Genomic DNA, 21,182 nt, shown 5'->3' with positions numbered 1-21,182 from the left:
TTGATTTGTTGACCTCAGGTGTTTGCCGGAGTCATTTGTCCAGGTCCTAGCGTTGTGTTCATGAACACACCGTCGATCGTCATCATCGGTACCGGCTTCGGCGGGCTCGGCATGGCGATGGAACTCCAGCGTGCCGGCGTGCACGATTTCGTCATCCTGGAGCGCGCCGAGGACGTCGGCGGCGTCTGGCGGGAGAACACCTATCCCGGTGCGGGCTGCGACATCCCCTCGCCGCTGTACTCCTACTCCTACGCCCCGCGCACCGACTGGCCCAAGCGGTTCTCCCAGCAGCCCGACATCCTGGACTACCTGCGCGGTATCGCCCGGGACAACAACCTGCTGCCGAAGATCCGCTTCCGCAGCGAGGTCACCGACGCCGAATACGACGACGCCACCGGCCGCTGGCGCGTCCGCACCGCCGACGGCACCGAATACACCTGCGCCGTGCTGATCTCCGCCGTCGGCCAGCTCTCCCGGCCCGCGCTGCCGGACATCCCCGGCGTGGAGACCTTCCGCGGCACCGCCTTCCACTCCGCCGAGTGGGACCACGAGGCCGATCTGACCGGCAAACGGGTCGCGGTGATCGGCACCGGCGCCAGCGCGGTGCAGTTCGTGCCCGCCATCGCGCCGCAGGTCGCGCACCTGACGCTGTTCCAGCGCTCGGCGGCCTGGATCATGCCCAAGCCGGACGTCGAATACCGGCCCTGGCACCATCGTGCGTTCGACCTGCTGCCGATCACCCGGCTCTCGGAGCGGTTCGCGTTCTGGGCGTTCTGCGAGTTCCTGTCGCTGGGCATCGTGGATGTCCCGGTGATCCGGAAACTCGTGACCGACATCGGCCTGCGCCATCTGGAGAACCAGGTACCCGACCCCCGGCTGCGCGCCGTGCTCACCCCGGACTACCCGGCCGGCTGCAAACGGGCGCTGTTCTCCAACGACTACCTGCCCGCGCTGACCCGCCCGAACGTCGCGGTGGAGACCACCGCCATCACCGAGATCACCCCCGAGGGGGTGCGCACCGCCGACGGCGTGCTGCACGAGGTGGACGCGATCGTGTTCGGCACCGGCTTCAAGGGCACCGAATTCCTCTGGCCCATGCGGATCTCCGGGCGCGGTGGACGCAAGCTGCAGGACGAGTGGGCCGATGGGGCGCGGGCCTACCGCGGCATGACGGTGCCCGGCTATCCCAACCTGTTCCTGATGTACGGCCCGAACACCAACCTGGGCGTCGGCTCGATCGTCTACATGATCGAATCGCAGGCCCGCTACATCCGCCAGGCCGTCGCGCACCTGGCCCGGCGCCCCGGGCACGTGCTCGACGTGCGCCCGCAGGTGGCGGCCGAGTTCGACCGCAAGCTCCAGGCCCGGCTCGACCGCACCCCCTGGAACTTCTGCTCGAGCTGGTATCGCAACGCCGCGGGACGCATCACCAACAACTGGCCGGGCACCGTCACCAGTTACCGGTGGCAGACCCGCCGGTTCGACCCGGCGGACTTCGAGTGCAAGCCCGTTTCCTGACGACGAGAAGTGGTGGAGATCAGATGACGTTCGACTACGACGTGGTGGTCGTCGGCTCCGGTTTCGGCGGCAGCGTGACCGCGCTGCGGTTGACCGAGAAGGGCTACCGGGTGGGCGTGCTGGAGGCGGGCAGGCGCTTCGCCGACGAGGAGTTCGCCGAAACCTCCTGGGACGCCAGGAAATACCTGTGGGCGCCCGCGCTCGGCTGCTTCGGCATCCAGCGGCTGACCCTGCTGAAGGACACCTTCATCATGGCGGGCGCCGGGGTGGGCGGCGGCTCGCTGGTCTACGCGAACACCCTCTACGAGCCGCCGGACAAGTTCTACCGCGACCGCCAGTGGGCCCACATCACCGATTGGAAGGCCGAACTCGCCCCGCACTACGACCAGGCCAAACGGATGCTGGGCGTGACGACCAACCCGGCCACCACCCCCAGCGACCGGGTGCTGGCCGAGGTGGCCGAGGAGATGGGTGTGGCGGAGAGCTACCGCAGCACCCCGGTGGGTGTGCTGTTCGGCGGCAAGGGCGTGCGACCGGGCGAGAACCTGCCCGACCCGTTCTTCGGCGGTGTCGGGCCCGCGCGGGCCACCTGCACGCACTGCGGCGAGTGCATGACCGGCTGCCGCCACAACGCCAAGAACACCCTGGTCAAGAACTACCTCTACCTCGCAGAACAGGCCGGGGCGACGGTGCACCCGCTGACCACCGTGACCGACGTGCGCCCGCGGCCCGGTGGCGGCTACACGGTCTCGACCGTGCGCACCGGCCGCTGGGTGCGCAAGGCGCGGCGGACCTTCACCGCCGAACAGGTGGTGTTCGCCGCGGCCGCCCTCGGCACCCAGAAACTGCTGCACAAGCTGCGCGACCGCGGTTCGCTGCCCGACATCTCCCCCCGACTGGGCGAGCTCTCGCGCACCAACTCCGAGGAACTGCTCTCGGTGCGCAGCCGACGCAAGGACTCCGATTTCACCAAGGGTGTCGCGATCACCTCCTCGATCCACCCCGACGACGACACCCACATCGAGCCGGTGCGCTACGGCAAGGGCAGCAACGCCATCGGACTGATCGGCACCGCGATGATCGACCCGGACGGGCGCACCGGCAAGGTGCGGCTGTGGGCGCGCACCATGCGCCGCCTCGGCCTGCGCGACGCACTGCACCTGCAGAACCCGCGCGGCTGGTCGGAGCAGATGATCGGCCTGCTGGTCATGCAGTCGGTGGACAACTCCATCACCACCTACACCAAGCGCGGGCTGTTCGGCCGCACGATGACCACCAGGCAGGGTGCGGGTGAACCGAACCCGACCTGGATCCCGGCCGGGCACGAGGTGGCGCACCGGGTGGCCGACAAGATCGACGGCATCGCGGGCGCGGGCTGGAGCGCCCTGTTCGACATCCCCATGACCGGCCACTTCATCGGCGGCTGCGTCATCGGCGACTCCCCCGACACCGGTGTGGTCGATCCGTACCATCGGATGTACGGGTACCGCGGCCTGCACGTCATCGACGGCTCGACCATCTCGGCCAACCTGGGTGTGAACCCGTCGCTGACCATCACCGCGCAGGCCGAACGCGCGGTCGCGCTGTGGCCCAACAAGGGCGAGGCCGACCCGCGGCCCGAGCCGGGGCAGCCCTACCGCCGGATCGCCCCGGTGCCACCGCGCAACCCGGTGGTTCCGGCGAGCGCACCCGCCGCCCTGCGGTTGCCGATCGTCGAGATCACCGGCCCGGCAACCGAATCCGAACCCGCCGCCGGGTCACCCGCCTGACCGACCCGGCGCACGACCATCAGCCACGCCCACTCGGACGCGAGCGGGCCGCCGACAGGAGCCGAAATGCCGACCGATCCCACCGCGAACGGACCCGCCACCGACGGCGGCACCCTCACGACCGCCGACGCCACCGCCGCCCTCGCCGCCCTCGAACGCGACGGCGGCCTGGCCACGGCCGTCACGCTGTTCGACGCCCTGCCCACCGTCCGGGTCGAGGAGATCACCCTGGGCCGCTGGCGCGGCGGCGAGATCCGCACCGGCCACCCCTACGACGGCGTGCTCGCCGCCTCCGGGTGGTACGGCAAGCAGTTCGACGACGCCGAAACCGTGCAGCCGCTGCTGTTCTCGACGCCGAACGGCGCCGTCTTCCCCGTCGACCCCAAGAAGGTGCCGCTGGCGCTGGCGGGCAAGGTGCCCAACGATCTGGTGGCGCGTGGCAAGGCGATGCTGCCGGTGCTCGCGCCCGCGCTGCGGGCCCGCCGTCCCCGGGCCCGGCTGCGGCACGTGGAGTACCGGGGCAAGGTGAGCGCCGCCATGGTCTACGACCATCTGCCGATCATCGACGTTTTCCGCCGCGTCGACGAGCACACCCTGCTGGGCGTGATGGATCAGCGTGACGCGCCGCAGCCGTACTTCTTCACCCTGCGACTGGACCGGTGAGCGTCCGCGTTCACACGCCCTTGACGTTCGCCCGGTCCATGAAGCCGAACAGATAGCCCGCGACGCGGCGCATCTGGATCTCCTCGGCGCCTTCGGTGATCCGGTAGCGGCGATGGTGGCGGTAGATGTGTTCGAACGGCTTGTGCCGGGAGTAGCCGAGCCCGCCGTGCACCTGCATCGCCTGGTCGGCGGCCGCACAGCACAGCCGGTTGGCCCAGTAGTTGCACATCGAGACCTGCTCGGAGACGGCGAAGGTGCCGTAGGTGTCCATCGACCAGGCGGTCTTGTGGATCAACGCGCGCAGCATCTCGCACTGGGTGTGCAACTCGACCAGCGGGAACTGGATCGCCTGGTTGGCCGCCAGCGGCTTGCCGAAGGGCTTGCGCTCCTTGGCGTAGGCCACCGCCTGGTCGATGCAGTACTGCGCGGCGCCGAGGCTGGAGGCGGCCTGGCGGATGCGGTTCTCGTTGAAGAAGTGCTGCACCACCGCCAGGCCGCGGCCCTCCCCGCCGAAGATCGCCGAATCGGGTACCCGCACGTCGGTGAGGCTGATGCGGGCGTGGTCGGTGGGCATGTTGAACGTCCACAGGTACTCCTCGACGGTGAAGCCGGGAGCGTCGGTGGGCACCAGGAACGCGGTGATGCCGCGCCCGTCACCCGCCTGGCCGGAGGTGCGGGCGAAGATCAGGTCGGCGTCGGCGATGTGCACGCCGGTGTTCCAGGTCTTGGTGCCGTTGATGATCCAGTGGTCGCCGTCGCGCACGGCGGTGGTCTCCATGTGCGTGGCGTCGGACCCGTGCTCGGGCTCGGTGATGCCGAAGGCGAAGAACTTGGTGCCCTCGGCCAGCCCGTCCACCCACTGCGCCCGCTGTGCGGGCGAACCGTACTCCAGCATCAACAGCAGGCCGACGTTGTTGGCGACGATGGCGTGCTCGTTCTGCAGGTCGCAGTGCAGGCCGAGACCGCGGCGGGCCAGGTGCTCGCGGATGACGGCCATGCCCAGGTTGGTGCCGTCCCGACCGCCGAACTCCTGCGGGAAGGCGTACCGGTAGTGCCCGGCGGCGTCGGCGCGGCGGCGTGACTCGGCCAGCAGCGCTTCCCATTCCGCGGTCGGCAGGCCGCCACGCTCCCAGTCGGTGCGCGCGTCCTCGCGGCGGTGGTCGAAGAACCGGATATTGTCGTCGGCCTGTTCCAGGGGAATGATCTCGGCCTCGATGAAGGCGTCCAATTCGGCCAGGTAGGCGGTCAGTTCCTCGGGCAGTGCGAAATCCACGCTCTCTCCTACGCTCGTGCGGCGGGCCGGATCTGCATGAGCAGATCCCATTCGATTTCCGACACCCGGCGCCCGCTGGCCGCCATGACGATGTCGCGGACGGTGCCGTCCAGATGTGCGGCGGCCTGCCCGGCCAACCCGACACCCCAGGCGAGCGTGCCCATCACCTTCCACCACCGGAACCGGTCCAGGTCGAAGCTGCCGCCCGCCGCCTCGTAGCCGCGCACGAAGGTGTCGCGGTCGGCGAAGCCACCGAATTCCCTGGCGTCCTCGCGGAAGCGCCACATCCGCAGCGCCGGCCAGGCCACATCCCGCATCGGATCGCCGAACCGCTGCGCGCCCTCCCAGTCGAGCACCGCGCGCAGGCCGTCGGCCCCCACCACGATGTTGCCGTTGCGCAGGTCGGTGTGCAGCAGCGCGGTGCGCGGTGGCGGTGCGGGCAGCCGCCGCTCCAGCCAGCGCAGCGCCATCGCGAACACCGGACGGTCGGCCAGCAGCGCGCGCACGCCCTTCTCGGCGTCGGCCAGCGCGTCGGCCGCCGGGTCGGCGCCCGCGGCGGGCAGCGCCTCCGGCGCCCGGCCGGGATCGACCGCGTGCAGCCTGCCCATCGCCTCGCCCCACTGCCCGGCCACCCGGTCGGCGGTGCCCTCGGCGGCGATGAGGCGCAGCACCTTGCGCGGCACCGTCTCGCCCGCGACATGCGCCGAGATCAGGAACGGCTCGCCGACGCGGGCCGGATCGGCGCAGACCGCCACCACCTCGGGCACCGGAACGCCGTTGCCGCGGGCCAGTTCCCGCACCACCGCCTCCACCGACACCGACATGATCTCCACCGCGGCCGGGACGAGGGTGGCCACGAGCGTGCGCGGCGCCTGCCCCTCGACCTCGGCGGTGAACGCGACGTTGCGCCTGCGCGCGCCCGCGGACAGGAACTCGAGATCACGCACCCGCACCGGCGCGCCGAAGGTCTCGGCGAGTACGTCGGCCAGGCCCGCCGCCGGATCGGCGCTCATTCGCCCTCCCACCGGTCGTAGCCGGGCTTGGCGATGGCCAGGTCGGCACGCACCACCTCGGTGAGCGCCCGCCAGAGGGCCTGCTCGTCACCGTCGGGCACCGCGGCCAGCAGCGCGCGTTCGCGCTCGGCCGCCTGCGGGCCCAGCTCGACCTCCCGCCGCACGATCCTGGCCAGATTCGCGCCGACCCTGGCCCGGTGTTGCAGCGCGGGCGGCAACGCGGGCAACAGCGTGTCCTCCAGCAGTTCGGCCAACGACTCCAGCAGCTCGGCTGCCGACGGTCGGTTCTGCACAGGCGACTCCCTCGTCGTTGTCGCGCCCAGCATCGCACGGGGCACGGTCGTGCTCAACGGGCGTGGATCGGGCAGCTCAGTGTGCTTGCGCGGAGCGGACTCGCTTGATTCCCGCGTAGGCGCGGGGCGCGTAGCGCAGGCGCTCGGGCAGCAGCGGCCAGGTGTGCCGGATCGCGGCGCAGAACACTCCGAACACCGCCTGGTCCACCCGGCCCCACCGCATGCCGAGGATCTCGCGGGCGCGCTCGGGCATGAGCCCGTTGGCCAGCCACAGGTTGAACGCCATCACCGGACGCCAGATCACCGACCACACCGGCTCCGGGATACCGGGCACGGTGGGAATCCGAGTGCGGTCCAGCCGCAGTGCGAAGTCGGTGGTGGCGTTGGCCTCCAGCACCTCGTCGATGGTGCGGTCCCAATATTCTTTGAACTCCGCGTAATTCGACACCAGCACCCGGTCGGAGAGTCCGTACATCCGCCACCAGGTGATGCCTTCGGCGATGAGCTGGTCCTTCTCCGCGTCGGTGAGCGGGGTGCCGAAGAACTCGTTGATCGCGATGCTCAACTCGATGAAGGTGGCGTGTGTCCACCAGTACACCTCGGGGTTGAGCGCGTGGTAGCGCCGGCCGCGGGAATCCTCGCCCTTGAGCGGCTTGTGGTAATCGCGGACGCGACCGGCCTGTGCCTCGTTGTCGGCGTCGTAGATCATGCCCTGGATCTGCGGCACCGAACGCACCACCCGGTCCCAGGGATTGTCGAAGAAGTTCGAATGCTGTTGCAGCGCGGCGCCGACGGCCGGGTGCATGTTCTGCAGGATGCCGGTGCGGCCGAGGAACAGCATGTTCCGCCAGTCGCCCGCGTACTTCCAGGTGAGCGAGCCGGGACCGATGGGAAGGCCGGCCGGGGCCGGGGCTTCGATGATGTCGGTGTCGACGGCGACGCCGTTCCTAGCACCCACGGGTAAACCTCCTCGTCGCGCGGATGATGCAATGCAACAAAAGATAGACGATTGTCGCACTGTTGCGCCAGACCCGGTCGGTGAACCGCCCGTCCCGGTAAGGTCTGCGACGTGTCGGAACCGAGCAGTTACGCCCTCCTGCTGGGCGCCGAGGTCGACCGCGACCGCACCGATGCGCGCATCCTCGACGCCGCGCTCACGCTGTTCGCCGACCTCGGCATCACCCGGGTCAGCGCCGACGACATCGCCCGGCAGGCCGGGGTCAACCGGGCCACCCTCTATCGCAGGATCGGCGCCAAGGACGTGATCGTGCGTGCGGCACTGCTGCGCGAAACCGCCCGCGTCCTCGACCGGATCTCGGCCGCGCTGGACGCGGTCGACGACCCTGTCGAGCGGGTGACCCGCGGCTTCGCCGTCACCGTCACCCTGCTGCGCACCAACCCGATCCTGGTCAAGCTCCTCGCCGTCGACCGGGACCAGACCCTGGCCGCCATCACCGTCGGCGCCGCCGACATCCTCGCTCTCGCCACCGCGTTCGTCGCCGAGCAGATCCTGGCCACCGACCGCGGCGTGCGTGACGCCCACACCGTCGCGGGCATGATCGTGCGCTTGGTGCACTCGCTGGTCCTCACCCCCGACGCCCCGCCCCTGCTGCGCACCGAAGCGGACCTGCGGACCTTCGCCGGAGAACACCTGGTGCCGCTGCTGCTTCCCGACGACACCGCCCCGCAGAACACCGTGCCGACTGCCTGAACTCCCGGCACTTCGGTCGCGGCGTTGCGGGCCGCGCGGTGCCCGCTCCGGCGGCGTCGATCCCGCGCGATCGCGGTCCCACCGGCCGGAAGCGGACTAGAATCGGAGCCGAGGACTACTCCGCGCACGCGCCCCCTTCGAGCGCGCGCAGACCGAGTTCGCGCACAGACACTGCCGAGTCGTGTGGTCCCCCCGGACCGCGCGGTGCCGACCGTTTCCGAGTCCACCCGTGGAGGACGCATGTCCTACCCCCCGAACACCACAGTCGCCCTGGTCGAAGGACGGCGGCCCGCGGTGTCGCTGTTCCTGGCGCCCGAACCCCTGATGCCCGGCGGCGCGATCCTGCACGTCCTGGAACAGGACCCGGTACCCGCCGCGCGGGAGCCCGAACCGGACGTGGGGCTCATCGATGCCGCCCAGGCCACCGCCGAACCCGCCTGGCACGCCCGATTCCGCCCCTTCGCGCCACGGCCGTGCGATCCCGACCTGATCCGCTCCGTCCTGCGCGACCACCTGATCGACGATCCCGAACCGCCGGGCCTCGACGTCGCCGACCGCACCGAGGTGCTGCGGCTGGCGACCCTGCCCGAACATCGCATCGGCATGCGCCGCATCGAGGACTTCCAGTGCTGGTCGGTGCGCCAGGCGATGCTCGCCGTCTACCGGCACTTCGCGATCGATCAACAGGTGCCGCTGGTCTACCACGGTTTCGCCGACCCGGGCGAAGGCTGGTTCGCCCTCCGCGCCGCCGACGCCTGAGCGGTCAGCGGCCGGAGGCGGTAGCGCAGCGTCACCCCGCAGGCCGCCTCCGCACAGGCGAAATCCAACACAGCCTGAGCGGGTCAGCGGCCGGAGGCGGTAGCGCAGCATCACCCCGCAGGCCGCCCGCACAGGCACGATCCAATACCGCCTGAGCGGGTCAGCGGGATGAATCAGGGCTGGTCGTAGTGGCCGGCGGCGATGTCTTCGAGGAGGGTGGGTCCGGCGGGGCGCCAGTCGAGCAGCTCGCGCGTGATGGTGCTGTCGGCTGCCATGTCGGCGCCCAGGACGCCGCCGATGAACGGGATCTGCGCGGCGAGTTCCGCCGCGGTGACCGACGTCGCGGGCACCGCGAGGCGTTCGGCGAGCGCCTCGACGATCCGCCGGACCGGCACCCCTTCCTCGGCCACCGCGTGCAGGATCGTGCCCGCGGTCGCCTTCTCCAGGCCGAGCCGGACCAGTCGCGCGGCGTCGAGCCGATGCACGGCAGCCCATCGGTTCCGGCCGTCGCCGGGGTAGACGGCGGCGCCGCGCTCCCGGGCCGTCCGGGCGACGACGGCGACGAAGCCGTGGTCGCCTTCGCCGTGCACGGTCGGCGCGAAGCGCACCGAGACGACGCGTACACCGTTCTCGGCGTAGCCGAGGGCGAGGTTCTCCGAACCCCCACGCGGGGCGTCCGGGCCGACCGCGGGATTGATGTCGCGTTCGGTCGCCGCGCGTCCCAGTGCCGGTAACGCGAGACCGGAGGCGAGCACGAACGGACGATCGGAACCGGCGAGCGCGTCGGCGATGGTCGCGACGGCGGCCCGCTCGGCGCGGTTGGAACCGTCGATGTCGGCCCAGTCGTGTTTGTTCGCGAGGTGTATCACCCCGTCGGCGGCCCGCGCGCCCGCGCGGATCGAGTCGAGGTCGTCGAGGTGGCCGCGGTGGACCCGCGCGCCGAGACCGGTGACGACGGACGCCGATTCCGGGGAACGGGCCAGACCCGTCACCTCGTGGCCGCTCGCGAGCAGTTCGGCGACGACGGCGCGGCCGATGAATCCGGATGCTCCGGTGACGAAAACGTGCACGGTGACCTCTTTCGCAGACGCAGGACACAAGTGATGTCAGATGCTGACATCACCGACGGTAGCACCGATGTCAGAAGCTGTCATCAGAGGATCGCGTCCGGCTAGGATGCGGGCATGGCACGTTGGGCACCAGGGGCGTCGGAGCGGCTCCGGCAAGCGGCGCTCGAACTGTTCGCCGAGAACGGGTTCGACGCGACGACCGTCGCCGAGATCGCCCGCCGGGCCGGCGTGACCGAACGGACGTTCTACCGGTACTTCGCCGACAAGCGCGAAGTGCTGTTCGCCGGCGAAGAACAGCTCGAGCAGGTCTTCACCACCGCGGTAACGACCGCGCCCGCGAACGCGCCGCTGAGCCGGCTGCTCGCCACGGCGCTCGAGGCCGGCGGGCGCGAGTTACAGGATCGGCGGGGGCGGGACTACGCCCGGGCACGCGACGCCGTCATCACCGCGAACGAGCAGTTGCAGGAGCGCGAACTGCTCAAGATGGCCAAGCTCTCCCGTGCGCTGACGTCGGCGTTCGTCGCGCGCGGGAGCGCACCGATGGCGGCTCGGCTGGCCGGCGAGCTGGCTGTCTCCGTCTTCGGCACCGCATTCGCGCGGTGGATCGCGCCGGGGGAAACCCGCGACCTGGTGGAATTGCAGCGCGACGGGCTCGCGGTCATCGCGGAGTTGACCCACACCGGGTCGACCGTCGAGACCGGTTCCGCGGTCCGAGGCTGAGGGAGCCACCCGACGGACGCGTCAGCTCGCCACGTTCGGCAAACGCGTGACGTCGAAGTCCAGGCCGAAGTTGTTGAGGGTCAGCGGGAGTGGCGTCTGGGGTGACATGCGGTGGCCGGAGCGCAGCCGGAATTCCGCGGCGGCGAGCAGGTGGGCGAGCAGGGTGCTGGTGGTGAACAGCACCAGGTTGCGGCCCGGGCATTCGGCGGGTCCGGCGCTGAACGGCACCAGTTGCGGATACTGCGCGGCCTGTCCGTCGAGCCAGATCTCCGGGGCGAACCGGTCGGCGAAGGGCAGCAGGTCGGCGTCGCGGTGGAAGGCGGGCACCAGGATGAGCAGGGCGGCACCGGGGGCGATGGTGAAGGAGTCGGCACCCGCGCGCCACTGCGTCGGCTCGGTGATGTCGCGCAGGATGGTCGAGGTGGTCGGCCACAGCCGCACCGATTCGAGCACGCAGGCGCGCAGGTAGGGGCGCAGGTGCACCTGGTGCGGGTCGGCCGCGTCGGCGGTGGCGGCGGCCTGCTGGTCGGGGTGGGTGGCCAGCACCGCCAGCGCGCGCTGCGCCGCCATGCCCGCCGCGTCGAAGGCGAACAGCCAGTGCGGGATCTGGCCCACCGGGTCCACCGCGCCGCCGGTCTGCACCGCGGCCACCGCCCCGGCCAGGCTGTTCGGGTCCGGCCGCTCCACGTAGCGGTAGAGCTGTTCGGTGAAGACCTCGCGGCGCCTGCGATGTGGCGGCGCCAGGAACGACCAGTTGGCGGCCGACCGCAGCCGCCACAGTTCGTCGGTGATGGCGCTGTCGTCGCGGCCCCGCTCCCCGAGCACCAACCGGCGCACCATCCGCCACCACTGGATGGTGAAGTGCTCGGCGTCCAGGTGCCCGCGCTGCAACGCCGACGCCAACAGCTGCGCCGCTTCCTCGGCGATGATCGCCGCGAAGGGCTCGGCGAGCCGGTGCAGCGGCGCGTCGGTGTCGAGGACGGCCTCGTTCACCGCGCGGCGCTGTTCGCGCACCACACCCTTGGACAGCAGCACCCCGTGCGGCTGGAACTGGCGCAGCGCGGCGCGCTTCTCCCGGTTGGCGGGATGGAACGGGGTCGGCGCCTCGGCGAGCACGCGTCCCACGTCGCCGGGGTCGAGCAGGACGACGATGCGGCGGCCGGGCACCACCAACTCCACCGGGCCCGCACCGAATTCGCGGCGCAACTGCCGCATCCGCTGCAACGCCCTGCTGTCGGCCTGGGCCTTCTCCAGCAGGCCCATCACCGGCCGTCGGCGCGCGATCACCCCCGCGGCGATGGCCGCGAAGCCCAGATCGGTCAGCGCCGCGACGGCGCGGGTGCCGTCGAGCCGCCTGCCGTGCTCGGCGCTGGTCGGGACGGGCGCGGGGGAACGCTCGTCCTGATCACGCGCCACCGTTTCCGGATGCCGACCGCTCATGCCGCTCCTTTCCGGGTGTGCCTGCCGCCGACCGGTGCCGACGACCGGCAGGTACCCGGCGCGCGTCCGGCGAAACCGCAGGCCCGGTCAGCGGGCCGAGACCTCGCGCACGATCGCGGTCACGAAGTCGTCCAGGTCACCGGGGTTGCGGGAGGTGATCAGGGTCCAGTCCCGCTCGGTCGAGCGGACCACCGGTTCGTCCACCCACCGGCCGCCCGCGTTGCCCAGGTCGGTGCGCAGCGACGGATACGAGGTGAGCGTCTTGTCCGACACCAGGTCGGCTTCGGCGAGCAGCCACGGGCCGTGGCAGATCGCGGCGATCGGTTTGCCCGCGCCCGCGAAGTCCTTGGCCAACGCCACCGCGCGGTCCTCCAGGCGCAGCTTGTCGGCGTTGACCGTGCCGCCGGGGACCACCAGCACGTCGAAGTCGTCGGCGTCGACGCCGTCGAGCGCGCTGTCGGGTTCCACGGCCTGCGCCGGGTCGAGATCGTGTTGGAAGGTCTGCACCTGCTCCGGTTTGGGCGCCGCGTGGGTCACCCGGGCGCCGCGTTCGCGCAGCCGGTCGCGCGGCACCAGCAGCTCGTCGCGTTCGACCCCGGTGTTCGACGTCACGATCAGCACCCGGACACCGTCCAGTTCGGCCATCGGTCACTCCTTCCCATCGGCGGAACTTCTCACCGGAAGGCATGCCGCACGGGCGGACGGCTAAACGTCGCCCGGCCTCGGCACCGGTGCGACCACCCCGCCGCCGACTCGACCTCAGCCGCGCAGGGCCGCCCGCCACGACAGGCGGGAGCCGGTGTGCAGGACGCTGCGGGTGTAGACGCGGGCGGCGATCCGGGACACCAGCGCACAGGCCAGGAGCATCGCCACCGCCGCGCCGGCGATCTCCCACCCCGTCGCGGCCCCCGCGGCCGTCCGGATCGGCATGACGAACGCCGAGAACGGCGGGATCCACCCGGCGACGCGGGCGAAGGTGCCGCCGGGGTCGCCGATCGCGCCGATGCTCAGGCCGTAGGCCAGCATCGCCAGCAACATCAACGGAGCGGTGACGCCCTGCACCTCCTCCTGCCGCGACACCAGGGAACCCGCCGCCGCGTACAGCAGCGAGAACAGCAGGTAGCCGAGCACCGACCAGATCAGGGTCGCGGCGAACACGGCGACGGCCGTGTCGGTGAGGGTGATCAGCCCGGTCGCCCGCCCCGCCACGAGCGCGACCGCGCCGATCACCAGCACCTGCAACAGCGCGGACGCACCGATGCCGATCACCTTGCCCCACAACAACTGCGACGGCCGGATGGTGGCCAGCAGCAGTTCGACCACCCGCGTCGACTTCTCCTCCACCACCCCGATCGCGACGTACACACCGAACCCGAGCACGGTGGTCAGCAGCAGCAACAACGACACCCACGCCATCCGCACGCGCTCCCCCTGCTGCGGGTCGGGCGGGTCGAGCGCGCGCACCGTGAACGCCGACTCGCCCAGCGCGCCGAGCACGGCCGCGCTGTCGGTGCCCACCGCGCGGGTCAGCGCCTCGGTGCGCACCACCTCGGTGAGGGCGGCGCCCAGCTGCGGGTCGAGCGATTCGCGGACCAGCACCTCGTCGGGTCCGTCGCCGGTGCGCAGCAGTGCCGCGTCCACCATGCCCGCCTCGACGGCAGCGCGAGCGCCCTGCGAGTCGCGGCCGGTCTGGACGCGGACGTCGAGTCCGGCGGCGCGCGCGGCCACGGGCAGCTGTTCGGCCAGGGCCGTGGTGCCGGGGCCGACGACGGCGACGTCGGCGGTGGCGGATCCGTCGTCGTCGACCATGCCGAAGACCACCGACGCCAGCACGACGGCCGCGCTCATCAGCAGCACGCTCCAGCGATACGCCTTGGTGCGCACCTGGGCGAGGAATTCCCGCCGCACCACCAGCCCGATGGCGCGCAGGTAGGACGTGTCCGGCCCGGTCATGCCGCGACCACCTCTCGGTAGAGCTCGGTCAGGGACGGGCGATAGGAAGCGAACCGGCGCACCGGGCCGGTGCGCAGCGCGGCGGCCAGCACCGCCTGGTCGTCGGCGTCGTCGTCGAGGGCGAGCAGCGTTTCCGGCGGTTCGCCCGGCCGGGCCGGTGTGTGTCCGAGGACGCGGACGCCGGGCAGCTCGGCGGCCCAGTCCGCGGGCGCGTCGGGCGCGGACACCGCGAGCCGGCGGCCGCCGCGAGAGCGCAGCTCACCGACGGCGCCCACCGCCCGCATCCGGCCCGCGACGATGATGCCGACCCGGTCGCACAACCGCTGCACCAGATCGAGCTGATGGGAGGAGAACAGCACCGGCACGCCCGCGTCGGCCTGCTCCCGCAGCACCTCGCTCATCACGTCGACCGCGACCGGGTCGAGGCCGGAGAACGGTTCGTCGAGGACGAGCAGCCGCGGCCGGTGTACCAGCGCCGCGGCCAGTTGCGCGCGCTGCTGATTGCCGAGGCTCAGTTCCTCGAGGCGACGCTCGCGCTTGTCGGCGAGGCCGAGCCGCTCGCACCAGCGATCGACCTCCCGCGCCGCGTCCCGCCGCGTCAGCCCGTGCAGTTGCGCGAGGTACCGCAACTGTTCGGCGACGCGCATCTTCGGGTAGAGACCGCGTTCCTCGGGCATGTACCCGAACCGCTGCCGCACCGCGAAATCGACCGGGGCGCCGTCGAAGACGACCTTTCCGGCGTCGGGCGCGAGCACACCGAGCACGATGCGCATGGTCGTGGACTTGCCCGCCCCGTTGCTGCCGACGAACCCGAAGATCTCCCCCGCACCCACCTCGAATCCCACGTCGGCCAGCGCCGTCACCGCGCCGAACCGCTTCGCCAACCCCTCGAGTTCCAGCCGCACCACACGCAACCTTCCGATCGTCGAATCACCGCCACGCTAACGGTTGTCCGGGCCCGGGCCGGGAGGCCGGGGTGTGAGATGTGCCGAGGAACGCGAGGGAGGCGGGTGGTCACGGCACCGGCGCACCCGCCCACGCGCGTTCGACCAGCTCGCGCAACGCGGCGCGGTCCAGGGGTGCGGGATTCGCGTACGGCGCGTCGAGCACGGTGTCGACCACTCGGTCGAGGGCGTCGCGGGGCAGGCCCAGATCGGCGAGGCGGGTCGGGGCGCCCAGGCCCGCGGCGAAGGACTGCAAGGCCCGGCCCGCCGCGGACGGTTCGGCACCGCCGGGCAATGCGGCGCCCACCGCAGCGGCGGCGTCCGGCGCCGCCGCCGCGTTGTAGCCGAGGACGTGCGGCAGCAGAACCGTGTGTGTTTCCGCGTGCGGCAGTGCGAAACCGCCGCCGATCACATGCGCGAGCTTGTGGTGCAACGACATCGACGTCGAGTCCAGGCTCATCCCGCACATCCAGGCTCCGCGCAACGCTCCGGCGCGCCCGGCCGGATCATCCGCGGCCAGCGCGGGCAGGGCGGTGAGCATCGTGCCGATCGCCGCCTCGGCCACCAGGTCGGTCACCGGCGTGCGGTCGGGGGCGTACCGCGCTTCCACCGCGTGCGCGAGGGCGTTGAACGCCGAGGGCACCGCCAGCGGGGTCGGGAAGCCGGCCAGCAGCTCCGGGTCGTAGAGCACCACCCGCGGCGCGACGACCGGATCCCGGCCGGTGCGCTTCACACCGCCCGCGGTGGTCCCCCACACCCGGGTCATCTCCGAGCCGGAGAAGCTCGTCGGCACGGCCACGATCGGCACCCGGTGGGTGAGCGCCACCGCCTTGGCCAACCCGACCGCCGATCCGCCGCCCACCGCGACCAGCCCGTCGACGCGCGCTTCGGTGGCACGGGCCCGCACCGCCTCCGCCTGCTCGACGGGGACGTGCATCCGCGGATCGGCCACCACGACCACCGCCCGCGCCCCGAGCATCCCGGCCACCCGGTCCGCGTATCGGCGTCCGGCCACGACCGCGACCCGGTCCAGCCCCAGCCGCTCGACCTCCCGCGGCAGGTCCGCACACGACCCGGCGCGGAACACCACCCGCACCGCGCGCTGCTCGTGCACGAAACCCGCTGGTGTGCTGTCGGTACTCATCGAACCAACCCTAGTTTCCGACGTTCTTCGGCTCGGCGGTCCGGGGTGGCGCCGCTGCCACCGACGACGTCGTTGTCGACCCGGACCGCCGGTCACCACCGTCAGCGGGCGCCGAAGTAGCTGACGTCCTCGTTGCCGATCAGGTCCGGCACCGTCCAGCCGTCGAGGTCGTACTCGGCCAGGCACTGCTCGGCCAGCCCGCGCATCCGGCTCACCCCGCCGCGGTTCTGCGCCGCGAACAACAGTTCGGCCTTGACGTTCTCGTGGTTGCCCGAGTAGTTGCGCTCGTAGAGTTCGTGGCGCCCACCGAATTCCGAGCCGATCGAATCCCAGAGCGCCTTCATGACCTTGACCCGGTCCACGGCGGTGATGCCGTCCGAGCCGCGCACGTACTTGTCCAAATACGGCCGCACCTCGGGGCTCTTGAAATCGGCGGCCGAGGACGGCAGGTAGATCAGGCCCGAGGCCACGTCCTGCTCGATGATCTCCTTGATCCGCGGATAGCCCTGGATCATGAACATCCGGTAGGTGAGCCCGTATTCGAGGCGCGGGATCACGGTGTCGCCGATCCACGGTTCGGGGTTGTTGGCCATCGCGTCGGTGAGCGTCCAGAACAGGTTGCGCCAGCCGATCACCTCGCCGACCCGGGTCTGCACGCCACGGAACCCGCCGGCGCCGGTGGCGTCGAGGGCCTTGAGCAGCAGCCCGGCGATGAAGTCGAGCTTGACCGCCAGGCGGGTGCAGCCCTGGAAGGTGAACCGCGGCAGGAACCCCGACTGCGGGAAGAAGGCGTTGATCTTGTCCACGTCCCCGTACATGAAGACGTTCTCCCACGGCACCAGCACCTTGTCGAAGACGAAAATGGTGTCGTTCTCGTCCATCCGGCTCGACAGCGGGTAGTCGAACGGGCTGCCCATCACCGCCGCGTGCTGGGTGTAGGAGGAGCGGCAGATCAGTTTCACCCCGGGCGCATCCATCGGCACCGTGCAGATCAGGGCGAATTCCTTCTTCTTGATCGGCAGGCCGTAGTGGGCGATGAAGTTGTAGTTGGTGATGGCCGAGCCGGTGGCCACCACCTTCGCCCCGGACACGATCAGCCCGGCGTCGGTCTCCTTCTCCACCTTCATGAACACATCGCCCACCTCGTCGGGCGGCAGCTGCCGGTCCACCGGCGGGTTGATGATCGCGTGGTTCCAGTACAGGACCTTCTCCTGCGACTCCCGGTACCACCGCTCGGCGTTGTCCTGGAACGGCGCGTACAGCTCCTTGTTGGCGTGCAGCGTGCCCAGGAAGCTGGCCTTGTAGTCGGGCGAGCGGCCCATCCAGCCGTAGGTCATCCGCGCCCAGGCGGCGATGGCGTCGCGTTCGCGCACCAGGTCGGCGGCGCTCGTGGGGGTCTTGAAGAACGGCATGGTGACGCCGCCGTTGCCGGTGTCGGTGGGCGCGGTCACCACGTCGGTGTGCGGGCCCGAGTGCAGCGAATCGTACAGGCGCGCGGTCATCCGGATCGGGTTTCGGAACGCCGGATGCGTGGTGACGTCGGCGACGCGCTCGCCGTGCAGCCAGATCTCGCGCCCGTCCCGCAACGACTCGATGTACTCCGCGCCGGTCATCGGGCGGGAAGCGAAATTCTTCCGGTTGTTGGCCGGATGGCCGGCGGCGGGATTCGCGACGCTCGGATCGACGGACAGGCCGCCGTCCCGGGTTTCCACGGTGGTCATCAGAACTCCTTCGGTGTGAGGGGAAAGCTGTCAGCCCAGCGGTCGCGCCGCGAGCACCGTGTCGGCGCCGAACCAGCCGGTGTGCGGGTCGTCCATCGAGCCGAGCCAGGCATTGCCTGCGCAGGTGGGGCCGAGGTCGTGGAAAGCGCTGCGGTAGTAGAGCAGCGGATCCTTGCCGGTGCAGTCGGCATCGACGATCTCGCCGAGGAAGATCACGTGGTCGCCGCCGTCGTATTCGCGCCAGGGCAGGCACGACAACGTGGCCGCGCACCCCGGCAGCACCGGCGCCAGCGGCCCGTCGGCCCAGCGCGGCCCCGGCACCGTCGGACGGCCCGCGAAGTGCATGGCCAGGTCGACCTGGTCGGCGGCCAGGATGTTGACCGCGAAGGGCGCCCCGGTGAGGAATCGGCAGGCCTTCGCGGTGCGGGTCATGGTGACCTGGCACAGCCGGGGCTCCAGCGACACCGCGGTGAACGCGGTGACCGTCGCCCCATGCGGTTCCCCGGCGGCGTTTCGGCAGGTCACGACGGTGACGCCGCTGGCGAACCGGCCGAAGATGCCACGCAGCTCGCGTGCGTCCATGGGTGATCCCTCCTTTCGGATCGGCGGAATGTGGTGTAGAACACTAGGACGGTCCGGCAGGCCCGGAAATCCGCGCAGCGCGATGCCGATCCGCTCCGCGCGACCGATCTGTTTCCCCTGGCCCAGGCCGTTTCGAGGCGCCGGGAGAGTAGCCACGAGGAGGTGGCAGGCCATGCAATCCACAACCGCACAGCACCCGCCGCAGGACTGGGACGATGCCTGCGCGGCGGTGTCGCGCGCCTACTTCCCCCACGTGCTCACCCCGCTGCGGCGCGGCAGCCGCGCCGACGGGCTGACCGTCGACAACGTCGACTTCGGCCCGCTGCGCATCGCGGAGATCGGCTGGGGAGCCGACGTCTCGGTGTCCTCCGAGCATCCCGGCGCCTACGCCGTCAACATCCCCGTCGGCGGCCTGCTCGAATCCCGCAACCCGGCCGCCTCGGTGGTCTCCACCCCCGGCCTGGCCACGGTCAATCCCCCCGACACCCCGACGGTCATCACCCGGTGGACGAGCAGCTGCTCGATCGTCGGCGTCAAGATCGACCGGGACTACCTGCACCGCGAGATCGCCCGCCTGCTGCGCAGGCCGGATGTGCGGCTGCCCGCGCAGTTCCAGGTCCGCGAGGCCGCGGGCGCGGACTGGTTACGGATGGTCCGCGCCGCCTACCACGAAGCCGGCTGCGGCGGTGCGCTGTGGCGCAATCCCGTGGTGGCCGAACAGCTCTCGGGAATGCTCACCAGCGCGCTGGTGCTGGCCGCGGTGCCCGATCTCGACGCGCGGCCGGTCCGCCCGCGCATCGTCACCCGGGTCACCGACGCGGTGCACGCCGATCCGGCGCGCGCATGGACCCCCGCCGACCTCGCCGAGATCGCGGGCGTGAGCATCCGGCGGCTGCAGGAGGGATTCCGGGAGTACGTCGGGATGACGCCACGCGAGTTCGTCGCCGACGTGCGACTGGAGCGGGTACGGGCCGAACTGCTGAACCCGCGCGAGCTCACCGGCGTCACCGACATCGCCCTGAAATGGGGCTTCACCCACACCGGCCGCTTCGCGGCCGCCTATCGACGCAAGTACGGCGAGCCGCCGTCGGCAACCCTCCGCGGCTGACGCCAGCGCTCGGGCGCGCAAAAAGGCAACCCGACACCACCGCGCCCCGCAGTTCGGCCTTCCACTGGTCCCGAGTGAGATTTGTTACGCGCTCCCGGTCGGACCCGACTGCTGGCCGGGGATGCGTTGTCCTAGACGCCGCGTGCGTCGCGGGCGCGTTCATGCTCCCTGGTGCGGGCCTCTCGCCCTGCTCGTGTGGTGCTGTTGCCGAGGTCTGGTGGGTGTCGGTCGAGTTCCCTTTCCGGGGGCGGCATGCTGAGGGCGAGGATTCGGGCGACCTCGGGTGGTAGCCGGGCCAGGAGCTGGTCACGTGCTGTTCGGATGCGGGTGAGTTCCTGTTGGCGTGCTTGCTCGGCGCTTCGGAGGTTCTGTTCTCGTTCCTTCTCCTGTTGAATCCGGCGGATGTTCTCGAGCCGACGTCGGGCGCGGTCGGCGCGTTCGAGTTCGTAGGGCCGGACCAGTTCGAGTTGCTTGCTCACCAGGGACTGTCCGAGCTTCATGGCTCGTAGCGCGTCCTCGCGCGAGATCACCACGTGCTGGAACCTCGCACCGAAGTCTCGGGTCATCGCACTCAGAGACTCTTCGATGCTTTTCGGTAAGCTCTCGCCGGCGACGGTTTCCCAGGTCGTTCGGGTCAGCTGTCCGGCCTCGAGGGCAACTCTCTCCTTGTTCAGCTGCCGCAACGTACGGCGCTCCGAGACCCGTCCCGATTTCCGCTCTCTACCGCGTACGCCGCGACCTTCGGCCCGTGCCGAGTCCAGGATTCGAGGACCGAGTTTCGTACGTAGGCAGAACTGTTTCACCCACCCGTTGTCCCGGGTTTCCCCCAGCTCGTGGGCTCTGCCGAGTTCGAAGTAGAGGCCCTTCTCGTAGTTCGAGAGATTTCGTCGGTACGTGTCGTAGTCGTCGGGCACGCAGCCGCCCCCCTGGCGCGGACGATCAGCACAGATCAGCGCATTTTGCGCTGCTCCCGTGCGGTGGCCGCTATGTCGTATTCTGCGATGTCGGGGCCGAGGTTTTCGCCGAACAGATATCGCGTCATCTCGACCATATGCCGCGTGTCGAACCCCTCGTCATCGCTGATGACAGGGCAGAAGTCCGGGTACAGAGGCGGGCTGGCCGCACCGTGCTCGTTCGTCCATCGCATCCCGGCCCTGCGTACGAAGCACTCACCGTAGAACCTGATGAACTGGTCTGCCGCAGAGCGGTATTCGGGCGAGAAGAACGTTTCGCGGTCCCCGAAGTACTCGTGGGCTGCTTCCAGGACTCGCTTCGTCAGCGGGGGCTTCCACCAGGTGTCGGTGTAGTCGGCGATCCCGGGGACGGTGTCGGTGAGGAACGCTCGAATCTGGGCTTCCATGCTTTCGGGCGCGACCCATTCCAGGAACGCTGTCGTCTTGGCATCGAACTCGATGTCGAAGCCGAGCTGGTCGTCGTCCACTTTCGGACCTCTCTCGGGGTGTCATGGGCCAACAGACCAGCAGAGTTTTCCACGACCGGC

Annotated in this window: 21 protein-coding genes; 7 read left to right on the top strand and 14 right to left on the bottom strand. The window is 70.7% G+C overall.

Annotated features, from left to right (window positions below; genetic code table 11):
* Positions 1 to 60 precede the first annotated feature (60 nt).
* From AMO33_RS27025 to AMO33_RS27015, 3 genes are all read left to right on the top strand, one after another.
* Positions 61 to 1,518 carry a flavin-containing monooxygenase gene (locus tag AMO33_RS27025; RefSeq protein ID WP_060595177.1) on the top strand — a complete coding sequence of 486 codons (1,458 nt, stop codon included), beginning with the start codon at positions 61 to 63 and terminating at the stop codon, positions 1,516 to 1,518.
* Positions 1,519 to 1,541: 23 nt separating this feature from the next.
* Positions 1,542 to 3,287, top strand: a complete 1,746-nt coding sequence (locus tag AMO33_RS27020; protein ID WP_060594742.1) for a GMC family oxidoreductase — start codon at positions 1,542 to 1,544, stop codon at positions 3,285 to 3,287.
* Between the two features lie 66 nt (positions 3,288 to 3,353).
* Positions 3,354 to 3,950, top strand: a complete 597-nt coding sequence (locus AMO33_RS27015) for a DUF4334 domain-containing protein (protein WP_011210885.1) — start codon at positions 3,354 to 3,356, stop codon at positions 3,948 to 3,950.
* Between the two features lie 10 nt (positions 3,951 to 3,960).
* On the opposite strand, the gene AMO33_RS27010 is transcribed toward AMO33_RS27015, so the two are convergent.
* The 4 genes from AMO33_RS27010 to AMO33_RS26995 all read right to left on the bottom strand — a co-directional run bounded on the left by AMO33_RS27010 (position 3,961) and on the right by AMO33_RS26995 (position 7,487).
* A complete protein-coding gene (locus AMO33_RS27010; RefSeq protein WP_060594741.1) occupies positions 3,961 to 5,223 on the bottom strand; it encodes an acyl-CoA dehydrogenase family protein in 1,263 nt (420 codons plus the stop codon).
* A gap of 8 nt (positions 5,224 to 5,231) precedes the next feature.
* Positions 5,232 to 6,236 (bottom strand): phosphotransferase family protein, encoded by a 1,005-nt coding sequence (locus AMO33_RS27005; RefSeq protein ID WP_060594740.1) that lies wholly within the window; start codon positions 6,234 to 6,236, stop codon positions 5,232 to 5,234.
* Positions 6,233 to 6,529 carry a DUF6285 domain-containing protein gene (locus AMO33_RS27000; RefSeq protein ID WP_086840700.1) on the bottom strand — a complete coding sequence of 99 codons (297 nt, stop codon included), beginning with the start codon at positions 6,527 to 6,529 and terminating at the stop codon, positions 6,233 to 6,235. The genes AMO33_RS27005 and AMO33_RS27000 overlap by 4 nt, the downstream gene beginning before the upstream one ends.
* A gap of 76 nt (positions 6,530 to 6,605) precedes the next feature.
* Positions 6,606 to 7,487, bottom strand: coding sequence for an oxygenase MpaB family protein (locus tag AMO33_RS26995; protein WP_060594738.1), 882 nt, complete (start codon positions 7,485 to 7,487; stop codon positions 6,606 to 6,608).
* Positions 7,488 to 7,598: 111 nt separating this feature from the next.
* Between AMO33_RS26995 and AMO33_RS26990 the strand changes: the two genes are divergently transcribed.
* Together AMO33_RS26990 and AMO33_RS26985 are read left to right on the top strand one after the other, a co-directional pair.
* Positions 7,599 to 8,240, top strand: coding sequence for a TetR/AcrR family transcriptional regulator (locus tag AMO33_RS26990; RefSeq protein ID WP_060594737.1), 642 nt, complete (start codon positions 7,599 to 7,601; stop codon positions 8,238 to 8,240).
* A 240-nt stretch (positions 8,241 to 8,480) separates the two neighbouring features.
* Complete coding sequence (locus AMO33_RS26985; RefSeq protein ID WP_060594736.1) at positions 8,481 to 8,999, top strand: hypothetical protein; 519 nt, start codon at positions 8,481 to 8,483, stop codon at positions 8,997 to 8,999.
* A 173-nt stretch (positions 9,000 to 9,172) separates the two neighbouring features.
* On the opposite strand, the gene AMO33_RS26980 is transcribed toward AMO33_RS26985, so the two are convergent.
* Entirely contained in the window at positions 9,173 to 10,069 is an 897-nt protein-coding gene (locus tag AMO33_RS26980; protein WP_060594735.1) for an SDR family oxidoreductase, read from the bottom strand.
* 114 nt (positions 10,070 to 10,183) lie between these two features.
* On the opposite strand from AMO33_RS26980, the gene AMO33_RS26975 reads away from it, so the two are divergent.
* Positions 10,184 to 10,789 carry a TetR family transcriptional regulator gene (locus AMO33_RS26975; protein WP_060594734.1) on the top strand — a complete coding sequence of 202 codons (606 nt, stop codon included), beginning with the start codon at positions 10,184 to 10,186 and terminating at the stop codon, positions 10,787 to 10,789.
* A gap of 21 nt (positions 10,790 to 10,810) precedes the next feature.
* Here the strand turns inward: AMO33_RS26975 and AMO33_RS26970 are convergent, their stop codons facing one another.
* The 7 genes from AMO33_RS26970 to AMO33_RS26940 form a co-directional block, all read right to left on the bottom strand.
* A complete protein-coding gene (locus AMO33_RS26970; RefSeq protein ID WP_107103142.1) occupies positions 10,811 to 12,229 on the bottom strand; it encodes a cytochrome P450 in 1,419 nt (472 codons plus the stop codon).
* 87 nt (positions 12,230 to 12,316) lie between these two features.
* Positions 12,317 to 12,874: a type 1 glutamine amidotransferase domain-containing protein gene (locus AMO33_RS26965; protein WP_011210895.1), complete on the bottom strand. Its 558-nt coding sequence runs from the start codon at positions 12,872 to 12,874 to the stop codon at positions 12,317 to 12,319.
* A 114-nt stretch (positions 12,875 to 12,988) separates the two neighbouring features.
* Positions 12,989 to 14,182 carry an ABC transporter permease gene (locus AMO33_RS26960; RefSeq protein ID WP_060594733.1) on the bottom strand — a complete coding sequence of 398 codons (1,194 nt, stop codon included), beginning with the start codon at positions 14,180 to 14,182 and terminating at the stop codon, positions 12,989 to 12,991.
* Positions 14,179 to 15,087 carry an ABC transporter ATP-binding protein gene (locus AMO33_RS26955; protein WP_060595175.1) on the bottom strand — a complete coding sequence of 303 codons (909 nt, stop codon included), beginning with the start codon at positions 15,085 to 15,087 and terminating at the stop codon, positions 14,179 to 14,181. The genes AMO33_RS26960 and AMO33_RS26955 overlap by 4 nt, the downstream gene beginning before the upstream one ends.
* Before the next feature lie 109 nt (positions 15,088 to 15,196).
* Positions 15,197 to 16,270: a maleylacetate reductase gene (locus tag AMO33_RS26950; RefSeq protein ID WP_060594732.1), complete on the bottom strand. Its 1,074-nt coding sequence runs from the start codon at positions 16,268 to 16,270 to the stop codon at positions 15,197 to 15,199.
* A gap of 101 nt (positions 16,271 to 16,371) precedes the next feature.
* Positions 16,372 to 17,991 carry a 4-hydroxyphenylacetate 3-hydroxylase family protein gene (locus tag AMO33_RS26945; protein ID WP_060594731.1) on the bottom strand — a complete coding sequence of 540 codons (1,620 nt, stop codon included), beginning with the start codon at positions 17,989 to 17,991 and terminating at the stop codon, positions 16,372 to 16,374.
* A 30-nt stretch (positions 17,992 to 18,021) separates the two neighbouring features.
* A complete protein-coding gene (locus tag AMO33_RS26940; RefSeq protein WP_060594730.1) occupies positions 18,022 to 18,573 on the bottom strand; it encodes a flavin reductase family protein in 552 nt (183 codons plus the stop codon).
* Between the two features lie 172 nt (positions 18,574 to 18,745).
* Here AMO33_RS26940 and AMO33_RS26935 point away from each other — a divergent pair, with 172 nt between their 5' ends.
* Entirely contained in the window at positions 18,746 to 19,681 is a 936-nt protein-coding gene (locus AMO33_RS26935) for an AraC family transcriptional regulator (protein WP_011210901.1), read from the top strand.
* Between the two features lie 131 nt (positions 19,682 to 19,812).
* Here the strand turns inward: AMO33_RS26935 and AMO33_RS31790 are convergent, their stop codons facing one another.
* Together AMO33_RS31790 and AMO33_RS26930 are read right to left on the bottom strand one after the other, a co-directional pair.
* Positions 19,813 to 20,595, bottom strand: coding sequence for a hypothetical protein (locus AMO33_RS31790; RefSeq protein WP_137353380.1), 783 nt, complete (start codon positions 20,593 to 20,595; stop codon positions 19,813 to 19,815).
* Positions 20,596 to 20,630: 35 nt separating this feature from the next.
* Positions 20,631 to 21,122 (bottom strand): hypothetical protein, encoded by a 492-nt coding sequence (locus AMO33_RS26930; protein ID WP_060594729.1) that lies wholly within the window; start codon positions 21,120 to 21,122, stop codon positions 20,631 to 20,633.
* Positions 21,123 to 21,182 lie beyond the last annotated feature (60 nt).

This window comes from Nocardia farcinica (assembly GCF_001182745.1).
Lineage (GTDB): Bacteria > Actinomycetota > Actinomycetes > Mycobacteriales > Mycobacteriaceae > Nocardia > Nocardia farcinica.
This window is presented reverse-complemented; position numbering and strand designations above follow the sequence as displayed.